Consider the following 25,639-nt stretch of genomic DNA (forward strand, 5'->3'; position numbering starts at 1 on the left):
TCAGCGCTTGCCGAACCCGAAGAGCCGCTGCGCCACCCGCCGGATCTGGATCTCCTCCGCGCCTTCGGTGATGCGGTAGCGCCGGTGGTGGCGGTAGATGTGTTCGAACGGCTCGTGACGGCTGTAGCCCACGCCGCCGTGCACCTGCATGGCCCGGTCGGCGGCCTCACACACCAGCCGGTTCGCCCGGTAGTTGGCCATCGACACCTTGTCCGAGACCTCCATGTGGTGGCTGCGGTCCAGTTCGGTTGCGGCGTAATACACCAGCAGGCGCACCATCTGCGCCTCGGTCTGCAGCTCGACCAGCGGCCACTGCACGGCCTGGTTGACGGCCAGCGGTTTGCCGAACACGTTGCGCGAGTTGGCGTAGGCGACCGCACGGTCGATGCAGTGCTGCGCGGCGCCCAGGCTGCTCGCCGCCTGCCGGATCCGGTTCTCGTGCAGAAAGGTCTGGCCCACCTCGAGGCCCCGGTCCACCTCGCCGAGCACCGCGTCGGCAGGCACGCGGACATCCTTCAGCTCCACCTCGCCGTGGTCGGTCGGCATGTTGAACGTCCACCAGTAGTACGGCACTGTGAAGCCGGGGGAGTCGGTCGGCACCAGGAACGCCGTGATGCCCCGCGCCTGGCCGGGTTCGCCGGACGTGCGGGCGAAGATCAGGTCATGAGTGGCGCGGTGCACCCCGGTGTTCCACCGCTTCGTGCCGTTGATCACCCAGCCGTCGCCGTCGGGAACGGCGCGCGTCTCCAGCCAGGTGGCGTCGGAACCGTGCTTCGGCTCGGTCAGCCCGAAGGCCATCGACCGCTCGCCGGTCAGCATGGCTTCGATCCACTCGGCTTTCTGCGCCTCGGTGCCGAACCGGTCCATCATGATGACCTGGGGGAAGTTCCCCACGATCGAGGACTCGTCCTGCAGGTCGTTGTGCAGGCCCAGACCCTTGTGCGCCAGGTGTTCCCGGATCACCGCCATGTCGATGTTGGTGCCGTCGCGGCCGCCGAACCGGGACGGCAGTCCGTAGCGCAGCCAGCCCGCCGCGTCGGCGCGCCGCCGCATCTCATCGAGCAGGTCCTCCCACTCGCGGCGCGGGATCCCGCCGTTGTCCCAGTCCGTGCGCGCGTACTCGCGGCGGTGGTCGAAGTACTGGATGTGTTCGCGCTCCAGCGGTTTGATCTCCGCCTCGACGAACGCGTCCATCTCCTCCAGTAGCGCCGGAAGATGTTGCGGCAGTGCGAAATCCACTCTGATTCCTCTCTGGTGCTCAGTAGCCGTACAGTGTCTTCTTCCAGATCGTCGACAGCGTGGTGATCGCCTCGGCATCGCCGATCCGCAGCCCGAGGCCGTTGGGCCGCAGGAACACCGCGGTGAAGTTCTCGAACAGCAGCGCGATCGCCGCGCCGGTGTGGCCGGGATCGAGGTCGGCGGCGTAGCCCTGCTCCTGCGCGCGGCGCACGGTCGCGGAGACCATGTCGACGCCGAAGCGCCGGAACTCGTTCTGCACGTCGGCGAATCTGGGTCGGGTGTCGGCCAGCTGGTTGACCGCGATCATGATGCCGATGTTCTGCTTGAACATGTTCCAGTAGCCGGTGACCACGGCCGAGAAGAAGGCCGTGTCGTCCGCCGACTCGGGCAGATGGACGGTGAGTCCGGACGGCACCACCACGTCGTGCAGGAAAGACTCCGCGAGCGCGACCAGCAGGTCTTCCTTGTCGCGGTAGTAGCGGTAGAACACCGCGGGTGACTTGCCCGCCGCAGCGGTGATGTCGGCAAGCGTGGTGCCGTGGAAGCCGCGTTCGGCGAACAGTTTCCGTGCTGCCGTCTCGATCGCGCCACGCGTCTGGCGGCCCTTGGCGGTGAGCGAGTCGGTGGCCACGGTCAGGGCAGGATCCGGTCGCCGGCGCGCAGCAGCGCGCTCGGCAGGTCGTGGCCGACGACCCGGCGGGCCACGTCGGCGGCGGCGATGGCCGCCCGCAGGTCGACGTCGACCTCGATGCCGCTGTCGCGCAACAGGTAGACGAGATCTTCGGTGGCGATGTTGCCGCTGGCGCCCGGAGCGAACGGGCAGCCGCCGAGCCCGCCCACCGAGGCGTCGAGCCGGGTGATCCCCGCGGTGACGGCGGCGTACGCGCTCGCCAGGCCCGCGCCGCGGGTGTTGTGGAAGTGCGCGCCGAGCGGGATGTCGCCCGACACCGGGCGGACGGCGGCGACCAGGTCCGCGACCCGCTTGGGGGTCGTCGTGCCGATCGTGTCGGCGATCGCCAGCCGGTCGGCGCCGAGTTCGGTGGCCGCTGCGGCGATGTCGACGACGCGGCGCGGGTCGGTGGGACCGTCGAAGGGGCAGTCCCACGCGGTGGCGATGATGACCTCGATGGTGGCGCCGCCGTCGTGCGCGATGCGGGTGATGTCGGCGATCAGGTCGGTGGACTCGGCCGTCGACCGCCCCACGTTGGCCTGGCTGTGGCCGTCGGCCGCCGACACGACGTACTCGATCGAGCCCATGCCGGCGGCGATCGCGCGCTTCGCCCCGCCGGGACCTGCCACCAGGGCGGAGAACTCGACATCGTGCTCGTCCCGGAACCGGTCGAGTTCGGCGGCCAGTTCGGCGGCGTCGGCGAGCGCAGGCACCTTCGACGGCGACACGAAGGCGGTCGCCTCGATCTCGCGGACGCCGGTCGCGACAACCGCCTCCAGCAGTTCCAGCTTCGCCGGCAACGGGATCGGCGCCTCGATCTGCAGCCCGTCGCGCAGCGACACCTCCCGGATGTCGACCCTGTCCGGCAACCCGCTCACAGCACTCCCTCCGCCCGCAGTTCGTCGAGTTGCTCGGCGGTCCGCCCGAGCAGACCCGAGTAGACCTCCTCGTTGTGCCGGCCCGGTCGCGAGGGGCCCGCGCTGCGGATGCTTCCCGGCGACTCCGAGAGCACCGGAACGATGCCGGGCCCCAGGACCGTGCGCCCGATCCTCTCGTCGTGGTGTTCGGCGATCATGCCGCGCGAAAGCAGCTGCGGGTCGACGACCACCTCGGCGACGGTGTTGATGGGCCCGGCGATCACCCCGGCGGCCGACAGCACGTCGATGATGTCGCCCGGTTGCCGCTCCGCCGCCCAGTCGCCGATGATCTTGTCGAGTTCGTCCTGGTTGCGGCCGCGGGCGACATGGTCGGCGAACCGGTCGTCGGTGGCGAGCTCGGCACGGTCCATCGCCAGGCAGAGCCTGCGGAACACGGTGTCCTGGTTGGCCGCGATCACCACCCAGCTGCCGTCGGCGGTCTTGTAGATGTTCGACGGCGCGATGCCCTCCAGCCGCGTGCCCGAGGGTCCGCGCACGACACCGCCGACGTCGTAGTCGGGGATCGTCGACTCCTGCACGGCCAGACAGGATTCGGTGAGTGCGGTGTCGACGACCTGGCCTTCGCCGGTGACCGAGCGCCGGTACAGCGCGGCGAGCGCGCCCTGGGCGGCGAACATGCCTGCGAGGCTGTCACCGATCGAGAGCGCGAGCCGGGGTGGCGGGCCGCCGGGGAAGCCGTTGAGATGGCGCAGTCCGCTGGCCGCCTCCGCGACCGAGGCGTATCCCGCTCGGTGCGCGTCGGGTCCGGTCTGCCCGTAGCCCGACACCCGGACCAGGATGATGCCCTTGTTGCGATCGCGCAGTACGTCGTAACCCAGGTCCCACTTCTCCAGCGTGCCGGGCCGGAAGTTCTCCACGATGACGTCGGAGCGCTCGACGAGTTCGAGGAACAGCTCGCGACCGCGGGGTGTGCGCAGGTCGAGGGTGATCGCCTTCTTGTTCCTGGCGTGCACCGTCCAGAAGAAGTGCTCGCCGTCGAGTTCGGCCTGTCCCCAGGTGCGCAGTGGGTCGGGTGCGCCGGGCGGCTCGATCTTGATGACATCGGCGCCCATGTCGCCGAGCAGCCGGCCGGCGAAGGGCCCGGAGATCAACGTGCCCACCTCGATGACGCGGACGCCGTCGAGCGCGCCGGTCGGAGTGTGCGCCGGGTCGGCTTCTCGCCCGCCGGTAGGTGTCATTGCGCCCTCGCGAAGTCGTGGCGGATCAGCCAATCCGTCACGATACTCACCGCCTGGCGCAATTGAGCGCGTTGGTCGGGACCGGCGTAGTAATGGTTGGCGCCGGGGATCTCGTGCATCTCCTTGTCGGGGTGCCCGATCGCGTCGAAGAGCCGGCGGGTGTGGCTGGGCGTGCAGGCGTCGTCGGCGAGATTGCCGATCACCAGTGCGGGCACCGCGATGTCCGGCCCCGCCTTCACGGCGTCGCCGTTGGCGTCGTCATAGCTCCACTGCGACAGCCAGCTGCGCAGGGTGCAGAACCGGGCCAGCCCGACCGGGCCGTTGTTGACCACCTGTGGATCGCCGAGATAGCAGGTGCCCGGTGCGCGTTCGTTGGGGTCGACCGTCGGGTCGAGCCAGCGGGGGTCGGCCATGGTGCCGTGAACGACGAAGGCGAACTCGTCTGCGGGGCGGCCGGCGGCCTCCAGCTCGGCCAGTTTCGCCCTGACCCACTTCGTGATCCGCCGGTTGCGGTCGATCTGCGCCTGCCGGTAGCGCTCGAGGAACGCATCCGTGTACGGCGGCTGGTTGGGGTTGGCGGGGTCGTACAGGTCGAGTTCCGGATCGCGGTCGATGGGGTCGGACTCGTCGAGGATCGAGGCGTCGAGCCATTCGGTCAGCGTGCCGTGGCGACTGATGTGGGCGGCCAGCAGCATGATCCCGTCGGCCGGGATGAGGCCCAGCTTCGTGAGGTCGGGTCCGTCGCCGGACGGGCTCGCCGTCACGGTGGGACGCTGCGCCTGCTGCTGATAGAACGCCGACAACGAGCCGCCGCCGCTCCAGCCGGCCAACACCACCTTCTGGTAGCCCAGCCGGTTCCTGGCGTCCTTGATGCACTCGCCGAGATCCTCAACCACCTTCTCCATCAACAGTGCGGAGTCGGTGCCGCGAAAACGGCTGTTGCAGTAGATGACATGGTGTCCGGCGCGGGCCAACGCATTCATCATCGGGAGGTAGGCGCCGCCGCCGATGGGGTGCATGAACACCAGCACGGTATTGGATGCTCGGGTCTTGGGCCGGAGCAGATGACTCTCCAGGACGACGAGTTCGGCGACGCCGCCGTAGACGTCCCGAACGCCTGAAGTGTTCTGATAGGCAACCAGATACGGGATCCGGTCGTACTCGTGCTTGATCGCGGTCGTCATGTCAGTGCTGTCTCCTCTTCGCGCAAGCGCTCATCAGTGCTGCCCGAGGTCGTTGGCGAGGATCTCGGCCGACGGGACGAGCCTGCGCCTGGTGTCGACGGCGATCACCGACCAGTCGACCCGGCTGTACTCGTCGAACTTCCGCCTCGCCCGTTCCCGTGCCTTCTCCGGTGCGCCGTGATGCACGCCCTGCGGTGCGTGGGAGATCAGTCCGGGCGGCATCGGGATGCCGTAGAGCGAGCCGCTGTGGAAGAACGCGATCTCGTCGAAGTCGACGTTGCGGTGATACCAGGGGGTGCGTTCGGTGCCCGGCACGGATTCGGCGGGTTTGGGCAGGAAGTTCATCACGTAGACGCCGGTCGCCTGCATGAACAGGTGCACCGTCGGCGGCAGGTGCACGCTGTCGGAGGTGATGACGTTGTAGTCGGCGATGTTGAAGGTGAAGGGGAAGTTGTCACCCCGCCATCCCTCGACGTCCAGCGGATGGTGCCGGTAGTACAGGCTGGTCGGTCCGCCCTCGTGGTAGAGCCGCACTTCGTACTCACCGTCGGTGTGCGGGCCGACACCGTCGCCGATCGGTGCCGGTTCGGGAACGACGATCAAAGACGGGTCGAACGGGAAGTGCCTGCCCAGCGAGCCGGCCGGCGGTACCCGGAAGTCGTCGGTGGACTGGATCATCAGCCACATGGACTCGGCAGGATCGTCCCCCGTGTGATCGGGGATCTGGCGCCAACTGCACGCCTTGGGGATGTACACCCAGTCGCCTTCGCGGTAGCGCAGCGGCCCGAATTCCGTTTCGAGCAACCCGCTTCCTTTGTGGACGAACGACAACAAATCGCCGTCGATGTAGCGGGCGAAGAAGGGCATCTCCTCGGCGCGCCGGGACAGCAGCACCTGGCAGTCGGGGTTCGAGAACATCAGCAGTGGCGCCCCGGCGGCGTCGGCCGCGTCGGACGGCTTGAGCTGGTCGCCGAGGACGTCGAGGGGACGCAGTGGACCCGCGGCGCGGAACTCGGTTGGGTCGTTGCGCCGGTACAGGTTGGCGGTGCGCCCGGTGAACCCGCCGCGACCGAGTTCGTCGTCCTTCTGGCCGTCGAGGTCCGCGTGCGGACGCCGCGGTGTCTTGCCTCTGTGCAGGTGAACGAACGATTCCATCAGCGGCTCCGATGACGTGGTGGCGGTCGAGGACGGGCGAAACTGAAACTGACGTTACTTTTATCTCAAGAGCGTCGCAAGGGTCTGCGATGAGTTCGGCGTGCGGCCCGGGTCGGTTCTGCTGACATCCGCCGAGAAAGGGCCACCGCCATGCCGAACGACGTCATCACTGCCACCACGACCGTCGACGCCTCCGCCGACACCGTGTTCGCCATCCTCGCGGACCCCGCGCAGCATGCCGCGATCGACGGCACCGGGTGGGTGCGCGAGTCGCTCGACGGCCGCACGCTGACCGAGGCCGGTCAGATATTCCGGATCGCGATGTACCACGACAATGTCGAATTCGACGACGGTCATTACGAGATGGCGAACAAGGTGGTGCACTTCGACCGCCCGCACGGGATCGCCTGGGAGCCCGGCCAGCGGCCCGCCAACGGCGGGGACATCGAGTTCGGCGGCTGGATCTGGCGCTACGACCTGACGGCCGAGGATCCGGCTCGAACTCGTGTCACGCTCACCTACGACTGGTCGGGCGTGGGATCGGCTCTGCGCGAGCACATCGAGTTCCCGCCGTTCGCGATCGAGCACCTGCACAACTCGCTCGACCACCTTGCCGAACTGGCGCGCCGCGGATGATCGGGCGGCTCACGGCCGCAGCATGAACTCCACGAAGTGTTCGCGCTGCGCCGCCGTCAGCGGCCTCGGCCGCGAGCCGGCCAGGTGCAGGAACCCCACGCCTGCGGCGAACGTCGTGCCCGCGCGCAGCTCCGTCTCCTCCGGTGAGAAGCCGAGGTCGAGGAAGGCCTGGCGCACCGCGCGCAGCACCCGCCGATCCGCGGCGTCGACGCTCGCCGCGACGGCTTTGTCGGAGCGTGCCCATTCCCGCATGGTGCGTTCGAGCCGCCAGTGCCGCGGGCTGACGAGTGCCGAGATCAACATGGACAACCGTTGGCGCGGTGGATGTCCCGCGATCTCGGCGAACACCCGGTGCTCTGCACCGCGCTGTGCTCCCCAGTTCTCGATCAGCGCGGCGCGGTAGCCGGCCATGTCCGTGAAGTGCCAGTAGAAGCTGCCCTTGGTGACGCCGAGTCGTTCGGTGAGCCGGTCGAGTTTCAGCGAAGGCAGGCCGTCTTCGGCGAGGATCGAATAGCCCGCGAGAATCCAGTCGTCGACCGACAGTCGACTGTTCGTCCTCGTTCGGGCCGCCATGTCGGGATCCTACGTGCCGGGGATCGTCACCCGTCGAGGTCGACGCGCACGGTGAGCAGGCTGGTGCCGAAGGTCCGCACTCCAAAGCTGTTGAATTGCGGGAGCTCACGCAATCGCGCGTGGGCGTCGTCTTCGGGCAGCAGGTGTGCGGTACCCGAGTGCCACCTGCCCCGCAGCCGCACGCGCACCCGGGGGTCGGCCTGGATGTTGCGGATGTACTGGGATCGCTCGCCGAACTCCGAGACGAACCAGAACGTGTTGCCGGTCCGTCTGCCGCCCAGCGGGGTTCGTCGCGGCTGACCTGATCGGCGTCCGGTGGTCTCGAGCAGCGTCTGCATCGGCACCAGCCGCATCACCGGATTCGCCAGGTACTTCTGGAACGCGCGGGTGAAGCCATCGCGCAGTTCGGCCATCGTCTCCTCCTCCTCGTCGTCGTCCGATCAGACCATCGCGATCGGTGAGATCCGAAGGCCGACGCTCAGCGCGCCGGCCAGCTCCCGGCTGGTGTCGTAGTCGAAGATCGCGTGCCCGGACAGCACGTCGACGTCGCGCTTGGCTCGCTGCAGCGGATTGTCCACGAAGTGGGCGGAGGCGCCCGACGCGCTCAGCAGCAGCCCGATCACCGAGCGCGACTCGTGCACGATGTGCGCGGCGACCAGCCGGCCCTGACCTCGGGTCTGTCGGCTGATCGGATCGCCGGTGCGGACCAGGAGGTTGATCTCCGTGACGGTCTCGGTGAGCAGCCCACGTAGCGCCCGCAGCCGTACCTGCGCCTCGCCGAGACGCGCCTGCGCCATCGGCTTGTCCTTCTGCTTCACGCCCTCGTACGCCAGCACCCGCTCTGACAGTCGCTCGGCATAGATGTCGGCGACCCGTTCCGCGCTGCCCAGCGCCGGCATCGCGGCCAACAGCGCCAGCGCAGGCACCAACGGCCAGCGGTAGGTGGGGGAGTCGTGCAGGGCGGCGCCCGGCGCGGTGCCCGCATAGATGTCGGCGGCCCGGACCAGGCGGTGTTCGGGGACGAATACGTCGGTGATCACCACGTCGTTGGATCCGGTGGCCCGCATGCCGTCGGTGTGCCAGACGTCGACGACCTCGACATCGGAGGTCGGCAGCAGCGCCAGCGCGGGATAGAACCCGTCGTCGGGCCCGCACAATGCACCGACCATGAACCAGTTGGCGTGCATCGCACCCGTGGCCCAGGACCAGCGGCCGCTCAGCCGCACCCCGCCGGCAGTCGGCGTACCGCGGCCGGTAGGGGCAAGCGGTGCGGGCGCCAGCACCGGGCCCGTCGCGAAGGCCTCCGCCTGTGCCTGCTCGCCGAACAGGGCGAGCAGCCAGTTGTGCAGCGCGTAGAAGCCGATCGTCCAGGCGCTCGACGCGCACCCGTGCGCCATCCGGCGAACGGGGTCGAGGATCGCCGGGAAGTCGGCCTGCCTGCCGCCGAAGCGGGCCGGCGCCAGCAGCTCGGTGAAACCCGACTCGCGGAGGTCCTCGATGGTCGCCGCCGGCAGGCGCCGCAGCTCCTCGGCCTCTCGAGCGCGCTCGGCGAGGCGGTCGACGAAGGCGGGCCCGATCGGTGACTGAGCCGCCGTGGAGGTGAGCATGGCGGCCAAGCTACCATACTTTTAGGTATGGAAAGCGGTCCGCGGCGGGGCTGCCGATACGGTCGCTGAAACGGCGACCGGCCGCAGTCTGTCCTGGTAGACGGCATGTGGGCGGCGTTCTTCGCGGGCGGGCGGCTTGGTGTCCGGAACCTCGGGACGTGGTCCGGCCGACTTGACGGGGTTTTCTCAGCTTGACCCTCATGTTTTACTTCAGGCGCGACAACTGAATCTCTCGGTCCGTTCTGCTGCCGTTTTTCACGATCAGCCCGGGCGGGCGCGCGACAGCGCAGTGAAGAAACTGCTGCGGTGCCGTATTTGCGATCTGTGATCGCGAGGTATTGGCGAATGACGCGGTAACCGGTAGATGGATGGACTCCTCTCTATGACCTTCGTTGACAAGATTCGTAACCGTTGGGCCCGCCGCTTCGCGGTGGTCGTCGCCGTCGCGGCACTCCTCCCCGGCGTGATCGGCTTCACGGGCGGCTCGGCGATCGCCGGGGCGTTCTCCCGCCCGGGCCTGCCGGTCGAGTACCTGATGGTTCCGTCCCCGTCGATGGGCCGCGACATCAAGGTCCAGTTCCAGAGTGGTGGCGCGGGATCGCCCATCGTCTACCTGCTGGACGGTCTGCGCGCCCGCGAAGACTTCAACGGCTGGGACATCGAGACCCAGGCGTTCGAGTGGTATCTCGATTCGGGTCTGTCACTCGTGCTCCCGGTGGGTGGGCAGTCGAGCTTCTACACCGACTGGTACCAGCCGGCGTGCGGCAAGGTCGGCTGCCAGACCTACAAGTGGGAGACCTTCCTGACCTCCGAGCTGCCGAACTGGCTGGCGGCCAACCGTGACGTCAAGTCCACCGGCAGCGCCGCGGTCGGTCTCTCCATGGCCGGATCCGCCTCGCTGATCCTGTCGGCCTACCACCCGCAGCAGTTCATCTATGCCGCCTCGCTGTCGGGCTTCCTGAACCTGTCCGAGGGCCATTGGCCGTTCCTGGTCGGCCTGGCGATGGGCGACGCCGGTGGCTACAAGTCCGAACCGATGTGGGGCCCGGGCGGCAGCGAGGCGTGGCGGCGCAACGACCCGACGGTCAACATCGACAGGATCGTCGCGAACGGCACCCGCATCTGGGTCTACTGCGGCAGCGGCAAGCCCGGTGAGCTGGGCGGCGGAGGCCTGCCGCAGGAGTTCCTGGAGAGTCTGACGCTGCGCAGCAACATCAGTTTCCAGGAGCGCTACATCGCCGCGGGCGGCCAGAACGGCGTGTTCAACTTCCCGCCGAGCGGCACCCACACCTGGATGTACTGGGGCCAGCAGCTGCAGCAGATGAAGCCCGACCTGCAGCGGGTGCTGATCGGCTGACCCGACGAAAGATCGCCGAACCCCCGCCACGCTTCGTGCGTCGCGGGGGTTTCGCGTCTCTACGATGGCGTCATGACCGCAGTCAACGCTCTGGTGGCGCACCAGGACTCCGACGGATCGATCGCCCTGAACCCGGAGGTGGTCGACGAAAGCTTCCTGCCCGACGGTGAGGTGACCATCGCCGTCGAATACTCCGGTGTGAACTACAAGGACGCACTGGCCATCACCCCTAAGGGTGGCGTGGCCCGGTCCTACCCGCTGATCCCGGGCATCGACGCCGCCGGGACCGTGGTCGCCAGCACGGCCGACGGTTTTGCGCCCGGCGACCGGGTGGTTGCGCACGGCTACGACATCGGGACCGGCCGACACGGGGGCTACGCCGACCGTGCCCGCTACCCCGCCGACTACCTGGTCAAGCTCGATGCGCTCAGCACGGCCGAGGCGGCAGCGATCGGCACCGCAGGCTTCACCGCCGCGATGAGCGTTGACGTGTTGCGCCTCAACGGCATCCGTCCGCAGGACGGGCCGATCCTGGTGACGGGCGCCACGGGGGGCGTCGGCAGTATCAGCGTCGACCTGCTGGCGGGGCTGGGTTACGAGGTGATCGCTTCGACGGGCAAGGCCGATGCCCATGACTTCCTGATGGAGCTGGGCGCCTACCAGGTGATCGGCCGGCTGCCGGCCGAGGGCGAGAAGGTCCGCCCGCTGGGCAAGTCCAGCTATGCCGCCGTCGTCGACAGTGTCGGCGGGGACACCCTGGCGTATGCGCTCAGCGTCCTGAACTACGGCGGCGTGGCGGCGGTGTCGGGCCTCGCCCGGTCACCGGAGCTTCCGACCACGGTGCTGCCGTTCATCCTCCGCGGCGTCACCCTGGCGGGGATCGACTCGGTACAGCTGCCGATCGAGCGGCGTCGCGAGCTCTGGCGGGCGATCGAGGGCGACCTCAGGCCGGCTCACCTCGACGCGATCACCAGCGACGTGTCGATCCTCGACGCGCCGCACACGCTGCGCAGCATCGTCGGCGGCGGCGTCACCGGGCGCACACGCGTCGCGGTCGCCGGCGGCTTCTGACCGTCCGGGACTACTTGAGCTCGGCGGAGGACAGCCCGAGCAGCCGGCGCGCGACGACCAGCTGCTGGATCTGCTGGGTGCCCTCGAAGATGTCGAGGATCTTGCTGTCGCGGGCCCACTTCTCCAGCAGTGTCTCCTCGGAATAGCCCGTGGTGCCCGCCATCTCGACGGCCTTGAGGGTGATGTCGCTGGCCACCCGGGCGGACTTGGCCTTGCCCATCGACGCCTCTTTCGAGTTCGGGATGGCGTTGTCGGCCTGCCACGCCGATCGCACGGTCAGCAGGTAGCCGGCCTCCCAGTCGGCCTCCATCCGCAGGAACTCGGCGGCGGCGGCGCTCTGTGCGTGCGCGGGCTTGTCGTAGGAGATCTCGATCCCTGCGTCGGTGAGGATCTTGCGCAGATCCTCCAGCGCGGCGCGGGCGATTCCGACGGCCATCGCGGCCACGATCGGACGGGTGTTGTCGAAGGTCTCCATCACCCCCGCGAAACCCTTGTCGACGTGGATCTCTGGGTCCCCGAGCAGGTTCTCCTTCGGCACCCGGGCGTTCTCGAAGCGGATCGCGGCGGTGTCCGAGGCCTTGATGCCGAGCTTGTGCTCGAGGCGCTCGACGGTGACACCCGGATGCTCACGCGGGACGATGAACGACTTGATCGCCGCCCGGCCCAGTGACTTGTCCAGGGTTGCCCACACCACGATGTGGGTGGCGCGGGATCCCGCGGTGACGTATATCTTCTCGCCGTTGATCACGTACTCGTCGCCGTCGAGCACCGCGGTGGTGGTCACCGCCGCCGAGTCCGATCCGAAGCCGGGCTCGGTGATCGCCATCGCGGCCCAGACGTCCTTGCCCAGCTTCTCCAGCTGGTCGGGCGTCGCCACCGAGGAGATGGCGGCGTTACCGAGGCCCTGACGTGGCACCGACAACAGCAACGCCACATCGCCCCAGCTGACCTCCAGCGCGTTCACCAGCGCGGACATGTTCCCGCCGTTGACGTTCTGCTTGGGGCCACCGCTCGAATCGCGGAACGCCTCGGCGCCGGCGAAGGAGATGGTGTTCGCCTCGGAGATGCCCTCGAACAGGTCTGCGAGGGTGTCCAGCTCCACCGGGTAGGCGTGCTCGGCGAGATCGTACTTGCGCGAGATCGGCCTCAGCATCTCGGCGGCGCCCTCGTGGGCCATGTCGATGACGGCCTGCAACTTCTTCGGCATTTCCAGATTGATTGCCATGACTGGGTTTTCCGTTCCTGGTGTCTAGGTTGCCGTTACAGGACGACGACGCCCTCGGCGACGCCGAGCGCACGAAGGTCGCGGTACCAGCGTTCCACCGGATGTTCCTTGGTGAATCCGTGACCGCCCAGCAGCTGGACGCCGTCGAGGCCGATCTGCATGCCCTTGTCGGTGCCGAACTTCTTGGCCAGTGCCGCCTCACGGGCGAAGGACAGGCCCTGCTCCGCGCGTGCGGCGCCGCGCCAGGTGATGAGCCGTAGCCCGTCGAGTTCGATGGCGATGTTCGCGCACATGAATGCCACCGACTGCCGGTGCGCGATCGGCTCGCCGAAGGCCTCACGTTCCTTGACGTAGGGCACGACGTAGTCGAGCACCGCGTGCGATGTGCCGACGGCCAGTGCGGCCCAGCCCAATCGGGCCAGTGCGATGGCCTCCGAGTAGTCCGCATCGGTGGCCTGGTCCTCGCCCAGCCGGTTGCCCAGGGGGACCGCGACGTTGTCGAGTTCGACACGGCCGAGTGCGGCGGCGCGGATGCCCATGCTCGGGTCGGCCTTGACCGTCAGCCCTTCGGAGGCCGACTCGACGATGAAGAGGGCGGGCTTGCCGTTGAGTTGAGCGCCGATGACGAACAGTTCGGCGTCGGCCGCGGCAGGCACCAGGGATTTCACTCCGTTCAGCCGGTAGCCGCTCGGGGTGCGCACCGCGGTGGTCCTCAACGCGGTCGGATCGAACAGCGCATGCGGTTCGGCGATCGCGACGCACGCCTGCGGCACGTTCTCGCCGGCGAACTCCTTGAGGTAGGTGGCCTGCTGGTCGGCGCTGCCCCAGTGGGTCAGTGCGGACGCGACACCGCCGGGGGCCAGGATCGGCAGCGCGAGTCCCATGTCGCCGTATGCGAGGGCTTCGGCGACGAGCGCGTTGGTGACGGTGCCGCGGTGCTCGGCGATGCCGTCGAAATCCTCGGGCACGTTGACGGCGGTGATGCCGAGTTCAGCGGCCTTGGCGATGAGATCCGCCGGGTACGCCGCGGCGGCGTCGGCGTCGTGCGCGGCCGGGCGGAGAATCTCCTCGGCGAACTCCGCCACGGTCTCGACGATCATCTTCTGGTCGTCGTCGGGCGTGAGGTCGAAGTAATCCGCGCCGCTCGGCTTCAGTCGCGTCGGCGGCTTACCGAGACCCTGCACCCGGTTGAACTGGCGGGTGGAGGCGCCGAGTGCCGAGAACGCCGTCCGCACGCCGTAGCGCAGGCCGCGATTGAGCGGATCGCGCAGCCCGTGCCGGTCCAGGAACTCCTGGCCGACGAGGGGCGTGACCAGGGCCAACCCGACCGAGGTCGCCGTCCGCTTGGGGCGTTGCAGGCCGATGGCGCTCTCACGTCCGGAGCGCCGTTGACGCTTCGGCTCTGAGCCGTTCTTGGACGGCAGGGTGTTGGTCATGCGACAGCCTCACTTCGTCGGGCGGTACCTGCGACCGTATCTTACTCCAGAGTAAGGTACGCCCGTTCTGTCGTGAACGTCACAGCCGGGCCCGGCACCGGATTCACGCGGGGAGGCGATCTGCTGACTGAGGTCATCGAACGCTGGAAGCTCGGCGGTGGACGTCGGTCGAATAGCACTTAAGCACCGACTCGGACCGTGATGACAGGTTCCGTGACGGCTGTCTGAATGACTATAGTCAGTGAGGATGAGCCGTAGCTCTATCGTCTTTGCCGGGAGACGGCGAGGGCGTTGCCGCACGGCCGGACACAGGTAGGAGCCGCAAGCGTGCCGAAGCCGCCCGAATCACATGCCGCCGACTGGGACCTTCGGCACGAGGACTTCCAGGACGACGGGTTCCTCTACGACGTGTACGCCGTCATGCGCCGCGACGGCCCCTTCGCCCACACCGACACCCCGTTCCTCGCGCCGTCGCCGGGCGGCGCCTGGGTCGCCGTGCGTTACCGGGAATGTCATCAGATCCTGCAGGACTGGGAACACTTCTCGAGCAATCCGACTCCGGAGGGCGCCGAGCATCTCGCCGGCGACCTCGTGATCACCCTCGATCCGCCACGGCAGCAGAAGTTCCGCCGGGTTCTGAACCCATACTTCTCACCGGCGCGGATGAAGGCGCTCAGCCCACAGATCCGCGCCGAGACCGACCTGCTGATCGACGAGTTCATCGAGGCGGGGGAGGGCGACCTGGCGCAGATCGCCTGGCGTCAGCCCGGGATCGTCTTCTTCAAGTACCTACTCGGCATGCCCGTCGACGATGTCCCGCTGTGTCTGCAGCTGGCCGATTGCGCCTTGAACGGTGTGACCGAGCAGGATCGGATGACGGCGTGGGGCGGTCTCTATCAGCACATCCACGACGCGGTGTCACTGCGCACCACCCAATCGCCTCGGGATGACATGATCGACGTCCTCCTCAGCGCCGAGATCGACGGCGAGAGACTTCGTTTCGAGGACGTCGTCTCCAATGCGATGTTGCTGGTCCAGGCAGGGCTGGAGACCACGGCGAACGCGATGTCATACGCGTTCCATCACCTCGCCACGCATCACGGGGACCGCGATCGGCTGATCGGGGAACCCGACCTGATGCCGAAGGCCATCGAGGAGTTCCTCCGATTCGCCGGCTCCATCCACGGCATCCCGCGGACCGTCACGAAGGAAGTCGAAGTCAGCGGGCACACGTTCCATCCCGGAGAGTCGGTTGTGGTCAATTACGCGTCAGCCAATCGGGACGGCGACGCCTTCCCGGAGCCGGACCGTTGCCTGCTGGATCGCACGGCGAACCGGCACCTCGGCTTCGGTGCGGGTGTGCACCGTTGTCTGGGCTCCAATCTCGCGCGGCTGGAGTTCCGCATCGGCGTCGAGCAGGCGTTGCGACGGATGCCCGAACTCTCGCTCGCTCCCGGCGACGCAGCCGACTTCCACGGGAACTCGATCACCCGCGGATACCGCCGCATCCCGGTGGTGTTCACCCCAGGCGAGCGGTCCACCGACAGAGTTGCCGAAGCCGGACCGGCCGCGGCCGGGGCGCTGTGGGCATGAGCCGTCGTCGGCCTCACGGTAGACCGTGCCGTAAGCGTTGTGGTTAATCCGCTCGCCTCCGCATCGTTCAGGCCGGGAAATCGCGAATTGACCAGTGTGGCTATTAATTACGCGCCGGTCTCCGCGCCGGCAAAACCTTGGCGGGGGGGTGATCACCGCTGTAGGGTCGGTGAACATCGCAAATCCGGGGAGGGACGTTTGATGTCGTCGACCGAGGTCGCTGCGCGCGCTGACGAGTATTCGAATCCCGACGGGATCGTGCCGGACCAGAAGAGCTGGCTGACAGTCCTGAAGTGCTGGCGCGGCTTCATCCTGACCGGTCACCACATCGACCAGGTGTACTTCGCGTACCTCGCCATGCAGGCGGCCCAGTACGCACGGTCGTACTACCAGGTGCGCTCGCACCCCACCGGCCGGATCCTGCTGCGGGACAAGCCCGACCTGCTGGCGGTCCTGCGCGACGACGACTACCTGGCGTCACTGCCCCCGGGAACCGTGGGTCACGCGTACCGCTCTTTCCTACGGAGCAACCGGCTCGACGCGGGGGTGTTCCAGGAGAACAAGACCATTCGTCCGCTCGCCGAGAAGTACAACTGGTCGGACGACTTCTACTACCTCATGGTGCGGACCACCGCACTGCACGACATGCACCACGTTCTCGGCGGTTACGGGCCGGACATGGCCGGCGAGGTGGCGACCATCGGATTGCATTGCGGGCAGATGGAACCCGCGGGGCCGCTCAAGAAGCTCGGCTATCTGATGGCGATCTTCATTCCCGGCGCGTCGATGCGACACAAATTGCGCGTCTATCGGGAGGCCCTCGAGCGGGGGAGCCGGGCCGACCTCATCGTGGCGGCGCCGTGGGAAGAGTTGCTCGACAAGCCCCTCGACGAGGTGCGCGCGCTGCTGGGAGTCGCGCCCGCCGAAGAGGCCCATCCGAACGGCTGGTGGTTCACGAAGTGGACCCCGATCGGTATGCCGAAGCCGACGCGATGGGACTACGACGAGATCCTCGCCGAGGCGCGCGCCGGCTCGATGTCGAGCGCTTCCGTTCCCGCCTGACGCCGAAGGTCGCGCGCTGCTAAGAGCTCTTCGCAGTGAGTTCGTCTGCAGCAGAAAGCAATTCGGCGAGCGCCACCGGGAGGCCGTCGGCCAGCTCCCAGACGTCGGGCAGCAGGTCGGCGCACGCCACCAGTCCCACGTCGAAGTGTCCGTAGTAGGTGCCCACCGAGACGTTCAGGCCGACTCCGTTCAGGACCGGTCCGAGCGGATAGATCCGGCGCACCGTGGCCCCCAGCAGGTAGGACTGCTCCAGCGCGCCGATGACGTTGGACAGCGACAGGTTGAACCACGGCCGGCGACCGCTGAGCCCCGAGCGGGCGTACAGCCACGTCACCGCGCCCATGAGGCCCGGGGCGCACTCGGCCCAGTCCCGCACCAGCGTGCCGACGATGTCGGCACTGGCCTCTTTGGCGCGCGCCGTCGCCGCGGCGACGGCCAGCAGTCGCTGTACCGGATCCGCCACGTGGGTGTGCAGGCTGGAGAACATCACCGACATGTTGTTGGCGCCCGACAGGTCCGACTCGTCGACGACCCCGATGGGGATCATCGCGACCAGTGCCTCCTCCGGGAGGGCGTCGCGATCCACCAGATAGCGACGGATCGCACCCGACACCACCGCGAGCACCACGTCGTTGACCTTCACTCCGAACGCATTCTTCACAGCCTTGACGTCCACGAGGCTCAGCCCGGTGTACGCGACGGCGCGGCGCGTGGTGATGTCGCCGTTGAACAGCGTTCGCGGCGCGCTGAGCACGCCGGTGGTGCCGCGCCCGGTGGCGGTCCGGCGGACCACCTTGACCAGTGCGGTCGCACTCGCCGGCAGCACCGCCGTGAAGAAGTGCCGGATGCGACGGCCGATGCGCGCCAGGCCGTCCCGGGCGATCACCGTGCGGCTCGGGGGAGCCGCATCCGGCACCGGGGCGGGCGGCGAGGGATCGGGATCGGTGCCGAGCAGCCGGGAGAACAGATCGCGACTACCGGAACCGTCCAGCATGCTGTGGTGGATCTTCGTCAGCACGGCGATGCGCCCGTCCGTGCCGAAGGCCGAGTCCGACAGGCCCTCGATCATCCACATCTCCCACAGCGGCCTCGTACGGTCGAGCGGCACGGCGACCAGCCGAGACACCAGCTCCGACAACTCGTGCCTGCCGCCGGGCGCCGGCAGTTCGACGCGGTGCAGGTGCCGGTCGACGTCGAAGTCGCGGTCCTGCACCCACAATGGGTTGCCCAGGTCCGTTCGTCGGTCGGAGAGCATCGTCCGGAACTCGGGCACCGCTCCGATGTGCCCGAGCAGGTCCTCTCGGAAGGTCTCGAAGCGGTATCCGCGCGGCATGGTCGACGTGTCCAGCTCCAGGACCACCGAGATCGTCATGGGCTCGGCGGCGGTCTCCAGTCGCAAGAGGCTGGTGTCGAAGCCGCTGAGTCGTTGAATGGTCACGTCGACACCCCCGGATCACCGTGAAGAACAAGATTCTGCCGAAACGAGAACGGCACTCTCAGGAAATCTACCGCAGCCGGCGGTGAACCGGTAGGCATCACCCGCTCCTGGACGGGCGGTCGTCGGCGCCGACGAGTCGCGCGTGCAGACGCACCAATGGTGCTGGCGCCCACCAATTCCACCGGCCCAGCAGCACCATCACCGACGGCAGCAGCACCGATCTGATCACCGTCGCGTCCACCAGCACCGCGACCGTCAGTCCCAGTCCGAAGAAGCGCAGCATCGCCACCTTCGACGCGATCAGGCCGGCGAAGGTGATCGCCATGATCAACGCCGCGGCGGTGACAATCCGCCCGGTGCTCGCCAGCCCCAGCGCCACCGACTCGGTGTTCGCGGCGTCCGTACGGTCGGATGCCAACCAGAACTCCCGGATCCGGGAGATCAGGAACACCTCATAGTCCATCGAGAGACCGAAGGTGATGCAGAACATCAGGACCGGCATGTTCGCCTGCAGCGTCCCCGTTGCCGTCGTTCCGAGGCCGCCCAGGTGCCCGTCCTGGAAGATCCACACCATCGCTCCGAAGGTTGCCGTCAGCGACAACACATTGAGCACCAACGCCTTCAGCGGTATCACCAGGCTGCCGCTGAGGGCGAACAGCAGCACGAACATCACCACCGCGATGAGCGCCAGCATGAGCGGCAACTTCGACTCGATCGACTGCACCGCATCGTGGTTGGACTGCTCGGCGCCGGTGAACAGCACCCCGGCGCCGGCCGGTTTCGGCACGGCCCGCAGATCCTCGAGCACCGCCTTCGATTCGGGGGAGTACGGCGAAGCCACCGAACTGACGGTGATCAGCGCGACGTCTTCACGCTCGACGGCCGCCTTCAGAGGAGGCGCCACCGGCGCCCCGCGTGCATAGATCGCCCTCGACGCGGAAACCGTTGCCACGCCCGGCACCCGGGACAGATCGGCGGCATAGGTGTCGAGCAGTCCCGCGTCGACGCCGTCCGCGCCGGTGATCACGATCGCGGTGGCCGCCCCGGCCTCCTGCGTGAAGTCAGCGCGAATGCGATCGCCGACCTGACGCGCCTCGGTCGACGTCGGCAGGATGCGATCGTCGGGGAAACCGAATTCGACTCCGAGGAACGGTAAGCCGACGAGGATCAACGGGATCACCGTCACAGCGGCAGCCGTTCTCGGCCGGCGCATCACCGCGAGCGCCCAGGAATACCAGCGGCTCTCGGTGAGCGGGCCGCGTCGGCCGGCCTTGCCGATCCGGCCTGCGGTCAACAGGATCGCCGCAGGCGCCAGCACCAGCGCGGCCACCGCCGCGAGCGCCACCACCGACACCGCCCCGTAGGCGAACGACCTCAGGAAACTCATGGGGAAAGCGGCCATCGTCGCCAACCCGAGCGCCACCGTGACCGCGGAGAAGACGACCGTACGGCCCGCGGTGCGCAGGGTCCGCCGGACGGCTTCGGGTGGCTCGAGCCCGGAGGCGATCTCCTCCCGGAATCGGCTCACGAGGAGCAGCGAGTAGTCGATCGCGAGGGCGAGTCCCAGCGCCACCGCGAGATTCATGGCGAAGATCGACACCTCGGTCACCTCGGCCAGTCCGCGGAGCACGGCAGTCGTTCCGACGATCGCGAACGCCCCCACCGCGAGCGGGATCAGTGCGGCGATCACACCACCGAAAACCCAGATCAACACCAGGAAGCTCAACGGCAGCACGATCGCCTCGCTGAGTGTCAGGTCGCTGCGGCTCTGTTCGGCGATCTGCGCGGACACGGCACCCGGTCCGCCCACCGAGACCGTGATCCCGGCGCCGAGATCCCCGGCGAACCGCTCCTGCACGGCCGGTGCGTTGGCGAGTCCCTCGCTCTCGTCTCCGTCGAGGAACGCGACGAGCAGCGCCGAACGGCCGTCCCTGCTGACGAGTCCGGCCGCAACGGGATCGGGCACCTCGAAGGGGGAGTTCACCCGGGCCACCTCGCCGGCGCGCCGCAGGTCGGCGACCACATCGTCGATCACCGCCCGTGCCTGCGGCGCGGAGACCGGTCCGGGTGCTTCGACGAGGAGGTAGAGCGGGACGTAACCCTGGCCGAGGTCGTCGATGAGTATCCGGTTGGCACGGCTGGATTCCGCACCTGGATCACTGAATCCGACGACCGACAGCATCGAGCCGACCGGTGCGCCGAGGACACCGGCGAACGCCATCACCATGACGGCCACCGCGAGCACACGTCGTGGTGCGGCGATGACCGCCCGGGCTATGGCGTCGAGCATCCAGTCCTTTCTGCGTGCGGTCGGAGCGCGATGAACATCAGCGCGCGGTCAGCGGTGCACTGCGACCGGCAGATGCGACCATCCCGACATGTTCGGTGAGCTGATCCGTCTGGCCTCGTCCCAGAGCACGTCGTAGCGGGGCATGAAGTCGAGCAGATGGTCGAGTGCGATCGCGGTCTCCATCCGGGCGAGGGCGGCTCCGAGACAGATGTGAACGCCGAATCCGAGTCCGAGTTGCTGAGCCTCGGAGTGATCGCGGTCGATGTCGAAGGTGTCGGGATCGGTGAACGCCCTCGGATCGCGGTTCGCCGAGGCGCCGCAGAGCAGCACCGGTTTGCCCGCCGGAATGGTCACCCCGTGCAGGGTGGTGTCCCGCAATGTGCGCCGGATGTTGTGCTGCACGGGCCCCTCGTATCTGAGCACCTCCTCCACGGCCGATCCGATCATGCTGCGGTCCTCGACGAGCATGCGCCACTGATCCGGATGGTCGGCGAACACCGCGACGGCGTTGCCGACCAGCTTGGTCACCGTCTCGGCGCCTGCCCCGCCCAACAGCGTGGCGAAGCCGGCGATCTCCAGGTCGTCCAAACTGCTCAGCTCGCCGTTGTCCCTCTCGACCTCGGCGGCGATCAGTGTGCCGATCATGTCGTCCCGGTGCGGTTCTGCACGCCGCTGCTGCACCAGGTTGAAGTAGAACATCGCCACGTTCACGAATCCGGCCATGCTCGTCTCGGTGCGCTCGAGCTGCCCCGGGTCGTGGTGCAGCGCCTCGTCTATCCAGTGCCGCACCTGCTGGCTGAACTGTTCGGGCACACCGGTGATCCTGGTGATCACCTCGACCGGGAACAGTGCCGCGAAGTCCTGCACCACGTCGAATCGGCGGGGATCCGCAGCGCCGAGATGTTTGCGGACAAGGTCGGTCACCGTCGAGCGCTGATGTCGTACGGCGTTCGGCGTGAACGCCTTGGCGAGCAGGCCGCGCATCCGCCGGTGTTCGGGTGGGTCCATGAAGAGGATGGAACTGGGCGGCGGCTCGCCGGATTTCACCATCGCCAGGTCGATGCCTCCCGTCGACGAGAACGTCCGGAAGTCGCGGTACGCCGCCGCGACGTCGCTGTGCCTGGTGAGGGCGTAGAAGTCGTGCTCGGCGTTGTAGTAGACCGGCGCCTCGTCGCGCAGCCTCCGGTAGACCGTGTGCGGGTCGGCGAAGTACTCGGCCGAGAACGGATCGAAGATGACGTCCGGCTGAGCCATCGAGGTTCCCTCCCGTAGACCGGCATCGAGCGGCGACCCGGGCGATCGCACTGCCCAGCGGCGCCATCGCGTCGATTCGCATCGGCAGCCTACGTGAGCCAATCAATTGACGGACAAGCACATTCGGCGATCGTGGTTCCGCTTCGAAGCGAAGTGTCATCATGGTCGGTGTGACGGCGACCCGTGTGCTCCGGTGTGCCGCGGGCTTCCCGCATCATCTCCACGACATGTACCGGCGCGGCTGATGCTCTGCCTGGTCACCGGCGGCACCGGCTTCGTCGGGTCGCACACCGTGCGCGCGCTGCGCGCGGATGGACACGATGTGCGACTGCTTGTCCGTGACCGTGCGAAGGCCGAACGTGTCTACGGCACAGAATGTCCGGGTGATGTGGTCGTCGGCGATGTGACCGATCCGGCCGCCGTGGCCGCGGCGCTGAGCGGCGTCGACGCCGTCGTGCACTGTGCGGCCGTCGTCGCGACGGACGTGTCCCCGCGAACCCGCCGGGGCCGCGAGATGCACACCGTCAACGTGCGCTCGACCGAACTGGTGATCGGGGGAGCGGTGCACCGGGGTATTGACGCGATCGTGTATTTGTCCAGTCAGACAGCGTTGTTCACGCCGGGAGCGCCGATCGACGCGCGATCCGCACCCGCAGTGGCGCGCGGCGCCTACGCCCGGTCGAAGGCCGCGGGTGACAGCTACGTGCGGGCGCTGCAGGATGACGGCGCGCCCGTCACCACCCTGTATCCGCCCGGCGTCATCGGTCCGGACGACCCGGGCCTGTCCGAGGGCAACCGTGCGGTCGGGGGGTTCCTGTCCCAACTCGTGCCCGACACCACATCGGGTTACGAGGTCATCGACGTCCGGGACCTGGCCGCACTGATCAGCGCCTCGGCCTTCGATGGCCGTCCCGGACGCCGCGTCGTCAACGGCCACTTCCTGCGCTGGCCCGAACTCATCGCACTCTTCGACGACCTGACCGGACGCCGCGTCCGGCGAATGCGCCTCAACGGCGCCTTCCTGCGGGCACTCGGGCGCGCCGCCGATCGGGTGCCTCTGCACCTGCCGCTGTCGGCGGAGACGATGGAACTCGCGACCGCATGGCCGGACACCTCCGCTCCGGGCACCGGGTCGCCTGGCCCCGCGCTTCGAGACGTGAGAAGCAGTTACGCCGATACGATCCGCTGGTTGCACCGAACCGGCCGCATCACCCGTCGGCAGGCAGGTGCACTCGCCTCGTGAACACGTTGCCTGTCAGCCGTTCTCCGCGGACGTCAATCTCAGGATCGGAATCCGTCGACCGATGAGCGCCGTCCTGGCCCGGTAGTCGGCGTATCCGCCGTAGTACCGCTCGGCCACGGCGAAGAGGCGGTCGTACTCCGCCTCATCGGTCACCTCACGGGCAGTGAAGGGCTGCCCGCCGAGCGTGCAGTGTGGCTGTGCGACGAGATTCCGGTACCAGGCCGGGTCGCGCTCGCCGCCGAAATTCGAGGCGATGGCGATGACGTCGTCGCCGTCGTGGAAGTAGGCGATCTGCACCGTGCGTCGCAGCCCGGTCCTGACGCCCGTCGTCGTCAGCGTCGCGGACGGCACGCTGAACATCCCCGAATTCAGCCGTCCCCGCGACGCCCGGCTCAGCCAGACATCCGTCCGCGCCGCGACGTGACGGGCGAACAGCTGCCCCGCGCGGGACCTGCCGAAGCGAACCATCAGACGAATCGGCCGTGTCGCCGGGCGGCCCGGATCGATGTACGTCAGCCTCACCGCCCGATGTTAACGGCGTTGCCCTGACGAGGAGCGGTCGATGGTCGAGAGTGGTCGGTATGGCGACGTTGATGTCGGTGAACGTCGGTCTGCCCAGGAATGTCGCCTGGAACGACCGAACCGTGTACACCGGCGCCTGGAAGCACCCCGTCACCGGTCCGCGCATGGTCCGGCGGCTGAACGTCGATGGGGACGGCCAGGGGGACCTCGGTGGGCACGGCGGCGAGAACCGCGCCGTGCTGGTCTACCAATTGGATTCGTACCGGCACTGGGCCGAGGAGTTCGGCCGAGACGACCTCGTGCCGGGGATGCTCGGCGAGAATCTCACCGTCGACGGGCTGCCCGACGACGAGGTGTGCATCGGGGACCGCTTCGCGATCGGCGATGCGGTCTTCGAGGTCACCCAACCGCGGGTCACCTGCTACCGGGCCGGCCTACGCATCGGCGAGCCGAGGATGGCCGCGCTGCTGGTGTCACACCGTCGCCCCGGCTTCTACTGCCGGGTGATCACCGAAGGGAAAGTCGAGGCGGGTCAGGAGATCGTCAAGGTCGGTTCCGCCCCCGAGCAGGTCACGGTCGCCGAAATCGACGCGCTGCTGTACCTGCCGGGCCATCCGCGCGACGAACTGCACCGCGCGCTGCGCATCCCGGCGCTGAGCCCGGGTTGGCGGACGTCGCTGCAGAGTCTGGCCGAAAAGCCGGGGGCCGCAGGAAATGTCGGCCTGACGGCCGCCGCGGGCAGCCCGCCGCCGGCATGGGCCGGCTTCCGACCGCTGAGTGTGCGCGCCGTCCACGACGAGAGCCGCCTCGTCCGGTCCATCACGCTCGCGGATCCCGATGGTGCGCCGTTACCGGAATGGCTTCCCGGTCAGGCGATCACGCTGCGCCTGCCCACCCCGCAAGGTCCGGTGATCCGCAACTATTCGCTGTCGAATCGACCCGGATCGGGCGAGTACCGGATCAGCGTCAAGCGTGAGCCGCTCGGGCTCGCGAGCGGTCACCTGCACGCACACATCGCGGCCGGTGACCTGGTCGACATCGCCGCGCCCCGCGGAACGTTCGTCCTCGCCGAGGGCGACACCCCGGTCATCCTGCTGTCGGCCGGAGTGGGCGCCACCCCGGTGCTCTCCATGCTGCATGCGCTCGCGGACGCGCGGTCGACGCGCCCGGTCTGGTGGTTGCACGGCGCCCGCAACGGATCTGAGCATCCGTTCGCGCGGGAGAGTCGCGCGTTGCTCGAGCAGTTGCCGGGCAGCCACTCCCGGGTGTTCTTCAGCAGCCCGGCATCCGGCGACCGGGCCGGCGTCGACTACGACGTCCGGGGCCGCCTCTCATCCGAGGCCGTCGGCCGGCTCGACCTGCCCAACGACGCCGATGCGTATCTCTGCGGGCCGGCGACCTTCATGGCGGAGCTGGGCGCCGACCTCGTCGCCCGCGGCCTCGGTTCCGCCCGCGTTCACACCGAGATATTCGGCGCCGCAGCGTCGCTCGCTCCCGGGATCGTCGCGGCGGCCGCACGTCGTCCGCATGTGCCCGGGGGACCGCCCGGGCCCGGCCCGGCTGTCCAATTCGCCCGCAGCGGCATCTCGGCGCCGTGGGGTCCGCCGAGTACCAGCCTGCTCGAATTCGCCGAGGCCTGCGACGTCCCGACTCGGTGGTCGTGTCGAACCGGGGTGTGCCACAACTGCGAGACGCCGCTGCTCTCCGGATCTGTCAGCTACGACCCCGAACCCCTGGAACCGCCCGCCGAGGGCAACGTCCTCATCTGCTGCGCACAACCCGCTGAGCCCGTGGTGGTCGATCTGTAATGAGCGGCGGTGCCACACCGGGGAGCGTCACCCGGTGCGGAACCGACATACCCGAGGCATTCGGCCGATCCCCCGACCTTCGCCGATTCAACCCGTACCGCGATTCATCGACGGCGCTAATCATGATGCGCCGTCGCCGAGTCGGAGGGCAAGCTTTGGG

At 68.3% G+C, this 25,639-nt stretch carries 22 protein-coding genes; 7 read left to right on the plus strand and 15 right to left on the minus strand.

The window, feature by feature from the left end; all coding sequences use genetic code 11:
* The 6 genes from O6P37_RS20215 to O6P37_RS20240 are packed head-to-tail and all read right to left on the minus strand — an operon-like array spanning window position 1 to window position 6,364.
* Window positions 1–1,239 carry an acyl-CoA dehydrogenase family protein gene (locus tag O6P37_RS20215; RefSeq protein WP_269895755.1) on the minus strand — a complete coding sequence of 413 codons (1,239 nt, stop codon included), beginning with the start codon at window positions 1,237–1,239 and terminating at the stop codon, window positions 1–3.
* Window positions 1,240–1,258: 19 nt separating this feature from the next.
* On the minus strand, window positions 1,259–1,870 hold the full coding sequence (locus O6P37_RS20220; protein ID WP_269895756.1) for a TetR/AcrR family transcriptional regulator: 612 nt from the start codon (window positions 1,868–1,870) through the stop codon (window positions 1,259–1,261).
* 2 nt (window positions 1,871–1,872) lie between these two features.
* A complete protein-coding gene (locus O6P37_RS20225) occupies window positions 1,873–2,787 on the minus strand; it encodes a hydroxymethylglutaryl-CoA lyase (RefSeq protein WP_269895757.1) in 915 nt (304 codons plus the stop codon).
* Complete coding sequence (locus O6P37_RS20230; RefSeq protein ID WP_269895758.1) at window positions 2,784–4,025, minus strand: CaiB/BaiF CoA transferase family protein; 1,242 nt, start codon at window positions 4,023–4,025, stop codon at window positions 2,784–2,786. The genes O6P37_RS20225 and O6P37_RS20230 overlap by 4 nt, the downstream gene beginning before the upstream one ends.
* Window positions 4,022–5,209, minus strand: coding sequence for an alpha/beta hydrolase family protein (locus O6P37_RS20235; RefSeq protein ID WP_269895759.1), 1,188 nt, complete (start codon window positions 5,207–5,209; stop codon window positions 4,022–4,024). The genes O6P37_RS20230 and O6P37_RS20235 overlap by 4 nt, the downstream gene beginning before the upstream one ends.
* A gap of 33 nt (window positions 5,210–5,242) precedes the next feature.
* Window positions 5,243–6,364: a homogentisate 1,2-dioxygenase gene (locus O6P37_RS20240; protein ID WP_269895760.1), complete on the minus strand. Its 1,122-nt coding sequence runs from the start codon at window positions 6,362–6,364 to the stop codon at window positions 5,243–5,245.
* Window positions 6,365–6,514: 150 nt separating this feature from the next.
* Here O6P37_RS20240 and O6P37_RS20245 point away from each other — a divergent pair, with 150 nt between their 5' ends.
* Window positions 6,515–7,000: an SRPBCC family protein gene (locus O6P37_RS20245; protein WP_269895761.1), complete on the plus strand. Its 486-nt coding sequence runs from the start codon at window positions 6,515–6,517 to the stop codon at window positions 6,998–7,000.
* A 9-nt stretch (window positions 7,001–7,009) separates the two neighbouring features.
* Here O6P37_RS20245 and O6P37_RS20250 read toward each other — a convergent pair whose 3' ends face one another.
* From O6P37_RS20250 to O6P37_RS20260, 3 genes are read right to left on the minus strand one after another with little or no spacing between them, the layout of a single operon-like run.
* Window positions 7,010–7,573 carry a TetR/AcrR family transcriptional regulator gene (locus O6P37_RS20250; protein ID WP_269895762.1) on the minus strand — a complete coding sequence of 188 codons (564 nt, stop codon included), beginning with the start codon at window positions 7,571–7,573 and terminating at the stop codon, window positions 7,010–7,012.
* A gap of 26 nt (window positions 7,574–7,599) precedes the next feature.
* Window positions 7,600–7,986, minus strand: a complete 387-nt coding sequence (locus tag O6P37_RS20255) for a nitroreductase/quinone reductase family protein (protein ID WP_269895763.1) — start codon at window positions 7,984–7,986, stop codon at window positions 7,600–7,602.
* Window positions 7,987–8,013: 27 nt separating this feature from the next.
* The gene (locus O6P37_RS20260) at window positions 8,014–9,180 is read right to left on the minus strand and encodes an acyl-CoA dehydrogenase family protein (RefSeq protein WP_269895764.1); all 1,167 of its coding nucleotides are present in this window, start codon (window positions 9,178–9,180) and stop codon (window positions 8,014–8,016) included.
* Window positions 9,181–9,562: 382 nt separating this feature from the next.
* Between O6P37_RS20260 and O6P37_RS20265 the strand changes: the two genes are divergently transcribed.
* Both O6P37_RS20265 and O6P37_RS20270 read left to right on the plus strand, forming a co-directional pair.
* A complete protein-coding gene (locus tag O6P37_RS20265; protein WP_269895765.1) occupies window positions 9,563–10,537 on the plus strand; it encodes an esterase family protein in 975 nt (324 codons plus the stop codon).
* A 72-nt stretch (window positions 10,538–10,609) separates the two neighbouring features.
* A complete protein-coding gene (locus O6P37_RS20270) occupies window positions 10,610–11,608 on the plus strand; it encodes an acrylyl-CoA reductase family protein (RefSeq protein WP_269895766.1) in 999 nt (332 codons plus the stop codon).
* 10 nt (window positions 11,609–11,618) lie between these two features.
* Here the strand turns inward: O6P37_RS20270 and O6P37_RS20275 are convergent, their stop codons facing one another.
* Window positions 11,619–12,833, minus strand: a complete 1,215-nt coding sequence (locus O6P37_RS20275; protein WP_269895767.1) for an acyl-CoA dehydrogenase family protein — start codon at window positions 12,831–12,833, stop codon at window positions 11,619–11,621.
* A 35-nt stretch (window positions 12,834–12,868) separates the two neighbouring features.
* On the minus strand, window positions 12,869–14,269 hold the full coding sequence (locus O6P37_RS20280; protein WP_269895768.1) for an acyl-CoA dehydrogenase family protein: 1,401 nt from the start codon (window positions 14,267–14,269) through the stop codon (window positions 12,869–12,871).
* A 327-nt stretch (window positions 14,270–14,596) separates the two neighbouring features.
* On the opposite strand from O6P37_RS20280, the gene O6P37_RS20285 reads away from it, so the two are divergent.
* Window positions 14,597–15,862 carry a cytochrome P450 gene (locus O6P37_RS20285; protein ID WP_269895769.1) on the plus strand — a complete coding sequence of 422 codons (1,266 nt, stop codon included), beginning with the start codon at window positions 14,597–14,599 and terminating at the stop codon, window positions 15,860–15,862.
* A gap of 201 nt (window positions 15,863–16,063) precedes the next feature.
* Window positions 16,064–16,924, plus strand: coding sequence for a Coq4 family protein (locus O6P37_RS20290; RefSeq protein WP_269895770.1), 861 nt, complete (start codon window positions 16,064–16,066; stop codon window positions 16,922–16,924).
* Window positions 16,925–16,943: 19 nt separating this feature from the next.
* Here O6P37_RS20290 and O6P37_RS20295 read toward each other — a convergent pair whose 3' ends face one another.
* From O6P37_RS20295 to O6P37_RS20305, 3 genes are all read right to left on the minus strand, one after another.
* On the minus strand, window positions 16,944–18,362 hold the full coding sequence (locus O6P37_RS20295; RefSeq protein WP_269895771.1) for a wax ester/triacylglycerol synthase family O-acyltransferase: 1,419 nt from the start codon (window positions 18,360–18,362) through the stop codon (window positions 16,944–16,946).
* A 97-nt stretch (window positions 18,363–18,459) separates the two neighbouring features.
* Window positions 18,460–20,652: an MMPL family transporter gene (locus O6P37_RS20300; protein WP_269895772.1), complete on the minus strand. Its 2,193-nt coding sequence runs from the start codon at window positions 20,650–20,652 to the stop codon at window positions 18,460–18,462.
* 48 nt (window positions 20,653–20,700) lie between these two features.
* A complete protein-coding gene (locus O6P37_RS20305) occupies window positions 20,701–21,906 on the minus strand; it encodes a cytochrome P450 (RefSeq protein WP_269895773.1) in 1,206 nt (401 codons plus the stop codon).
* 244 nt (window positions 21,907–22,150) lie between these two features.
* Here O6P37_RS20305 and O6P37_RS20310 point away from each other — a divergent pair, with 244 nt between their 5' ends.
* Window positions 22,151–23,149 carry an NAD-dependent epimerase/dehydratase family protein gene (locus O6P37_RS20310; protein WP_269895774.1) on the plus strand — a complete coding sequence of 333 codons (999 nt, stop codon included), beginning with the start codon at window positions 22,151–22,153 and terminating at the stop codon, window positions 23,147–23,149.
* 12 nt (window positions 23,150–23,161) lie between these two features.
* On the opposite strand, the gene O6P37_RS20315 is transcribed toward O6P37_RS20310, so the two are convergent.
* Window positions 23,162–23,671 (minus strand): nitroreductase/quinone reductase family protein, encoded by a 510-nt coding sequence (locus O6P37_RS20315; RefSeq protein WP_332909804.1) that lies wholly within the window; start codon window positions 23,669–23,671, stop codon window positions 23,162–23,164.
* A gap of 59 nt (window positions 23,672–23,730) precedes the next feature.
* On the opposite strand from O6P37_RS20315, the gene O6P37_RS20320 reads away from it, so the two are divergent.
* The gene (locus tag O6P37_RS20320; protein ID WP_269895775.1) at window positions 23,731–25,479 is read left to right on the plus strand and encodes an MOSC domain-containing protein; all 1,749 of its coding nucleotides are present in this window, start codon (window positions 23,731–23,733) and stop codon (window positions 25,477–25,479) included.
* The last annotated feature ends 160 nt before the right edge of the window (window positions 25,480–25,639 follow it).

The organism is Mycobacterium hippophais, assembly GCF_027529605.1.
GTDB lineage: Bacteria > Actinomycetota > Actinomycetes > Mycobacteriales > Mycobacteriaceae > Mycobacterium > Mycobacterium arseniciresistens.

What these genes read in the sequence shown, in the direction of transcription:
- O6P37_RS20230 (WP_269895758.1), bottom strand. Translation starts at nt 4,025, where the DNA reads ATGACACCTACCGGCGGGCGAGAAGCCGACCCGGCGCACACTCCGACC.
- O6P37_RS20235 (WP_269895759.1), bottom strand. Translation starts at nt 5,209, where the DNA reads ATGACGACCGCGATCAAGCACGAGTACGACCGGATCCCGTATCTGGTT.
- O6P37_RS20240 (WP_269895760.1), bottom strand. Translation starts at nt 6,364, where the DNA reads ATGGAATCGTTCGTTCACCTGCACAGAGGCAAGACACCGCGGCGTCCG.
- O6P37_RS20245 (WP_269895761.1), top strand. Translation starts at nt 6,515, where the DNA reads ATGCCGAACGACGTCATCACTGCCACCACGACCGTCGACGCCTCCGCC.
- O6P37_RS20250 (WP_269895762.1), bottom strand. Translation starts at nt 7,573, where the DNA reads ATGGCGGCCCGAACGAGGACGAACAGTCGACTGTCGGTCGACGACTGG.
- O6P37_RS20255 (WP_269895763.1), bottom strand. Translation starts at nt 7,986, where the DNA reads ATGGCCGAACTGCGCGATGGCTTCACCCGCGCGTTCCAGAAGTACCTG.
- O6P37_RS20260 (WP_269895764.1), bottom strand. Translation starts at nt 9,180, where the DNA reads ATGCTCACCTCCACGGCGGCTCAGTCACCGATCGGGCCCGCCTTCGTC.
- O6P37_RS20265 (WP_269895765.1), top strand. Translation starts at nt 9,563, where the DNA reads ATGACCTTCGTTGACAAGATTCGTAACCGTTGGGCCCGCCGCTTCGCG.
- O6P37_RS20270 (WP_269895766.1), top strand. Translation starts at nt 10,610, where the DNA reads ATGACCGCAGTCAACGCTCTGGTGGCGCACCAGGACTCCGACGGATCG.
- O6P37_RS20275 (WP_269895767.1), bottom strand. Translation starts at nt 12,833, where the DNA reads ATGGCAATCAATCTGGAAATGCCGAAGAAGTTGCAGGCCGTCATCGAC.
- O6P37_RS20280 (WP_269895768.1), bottom strand. Translation starts at nt 14,269, where the DNA reads ATGACCAACACCCTGCCGTCCAAGAACGGCTCAGAGCCGAAGCGTCAA.
- O6P37_RS20290 (WP_269895770.1), top strand. Translation starts at nt 16,064, where the DNA reads ATGTCGTCGACCGAGGTCGCTGCGCGCGCTGACGAGTATTCGAATCCC.
- O6P37_RS20300 (WP_269895772.1), bottom strand. Translation starts at nt 20,652, where the DNA reads ATGCTCGACGCCATAGCCCGGGCGGTCATCGCCGCACCACGACGTGTG.
- O6P37_RS20305 (WP_269895773.1), bottom strand. Translation starts at nt 21,906, where the DNA reads ATGGCTCAGCCGGACGTCATCTTCGATCCGTTCTCGGCCGAGTACTTC.
- O6P37_RS20310 (WP_269895774.1), top strand. Translation starts at nt 22,151, where the DNA reads ATGCTCTGCCTGGTCACCGGCGGCACCGGCTTCGTCGGGTCGCACACC.
- O6P37_RS20320 (WP_269895775.1), top strand. Translation starts at nt 23,731, where the DNA reads ATGGCGACGTTGATGTCGGTGAACGTCGGTCTGCCCAGGAATGTCGCC.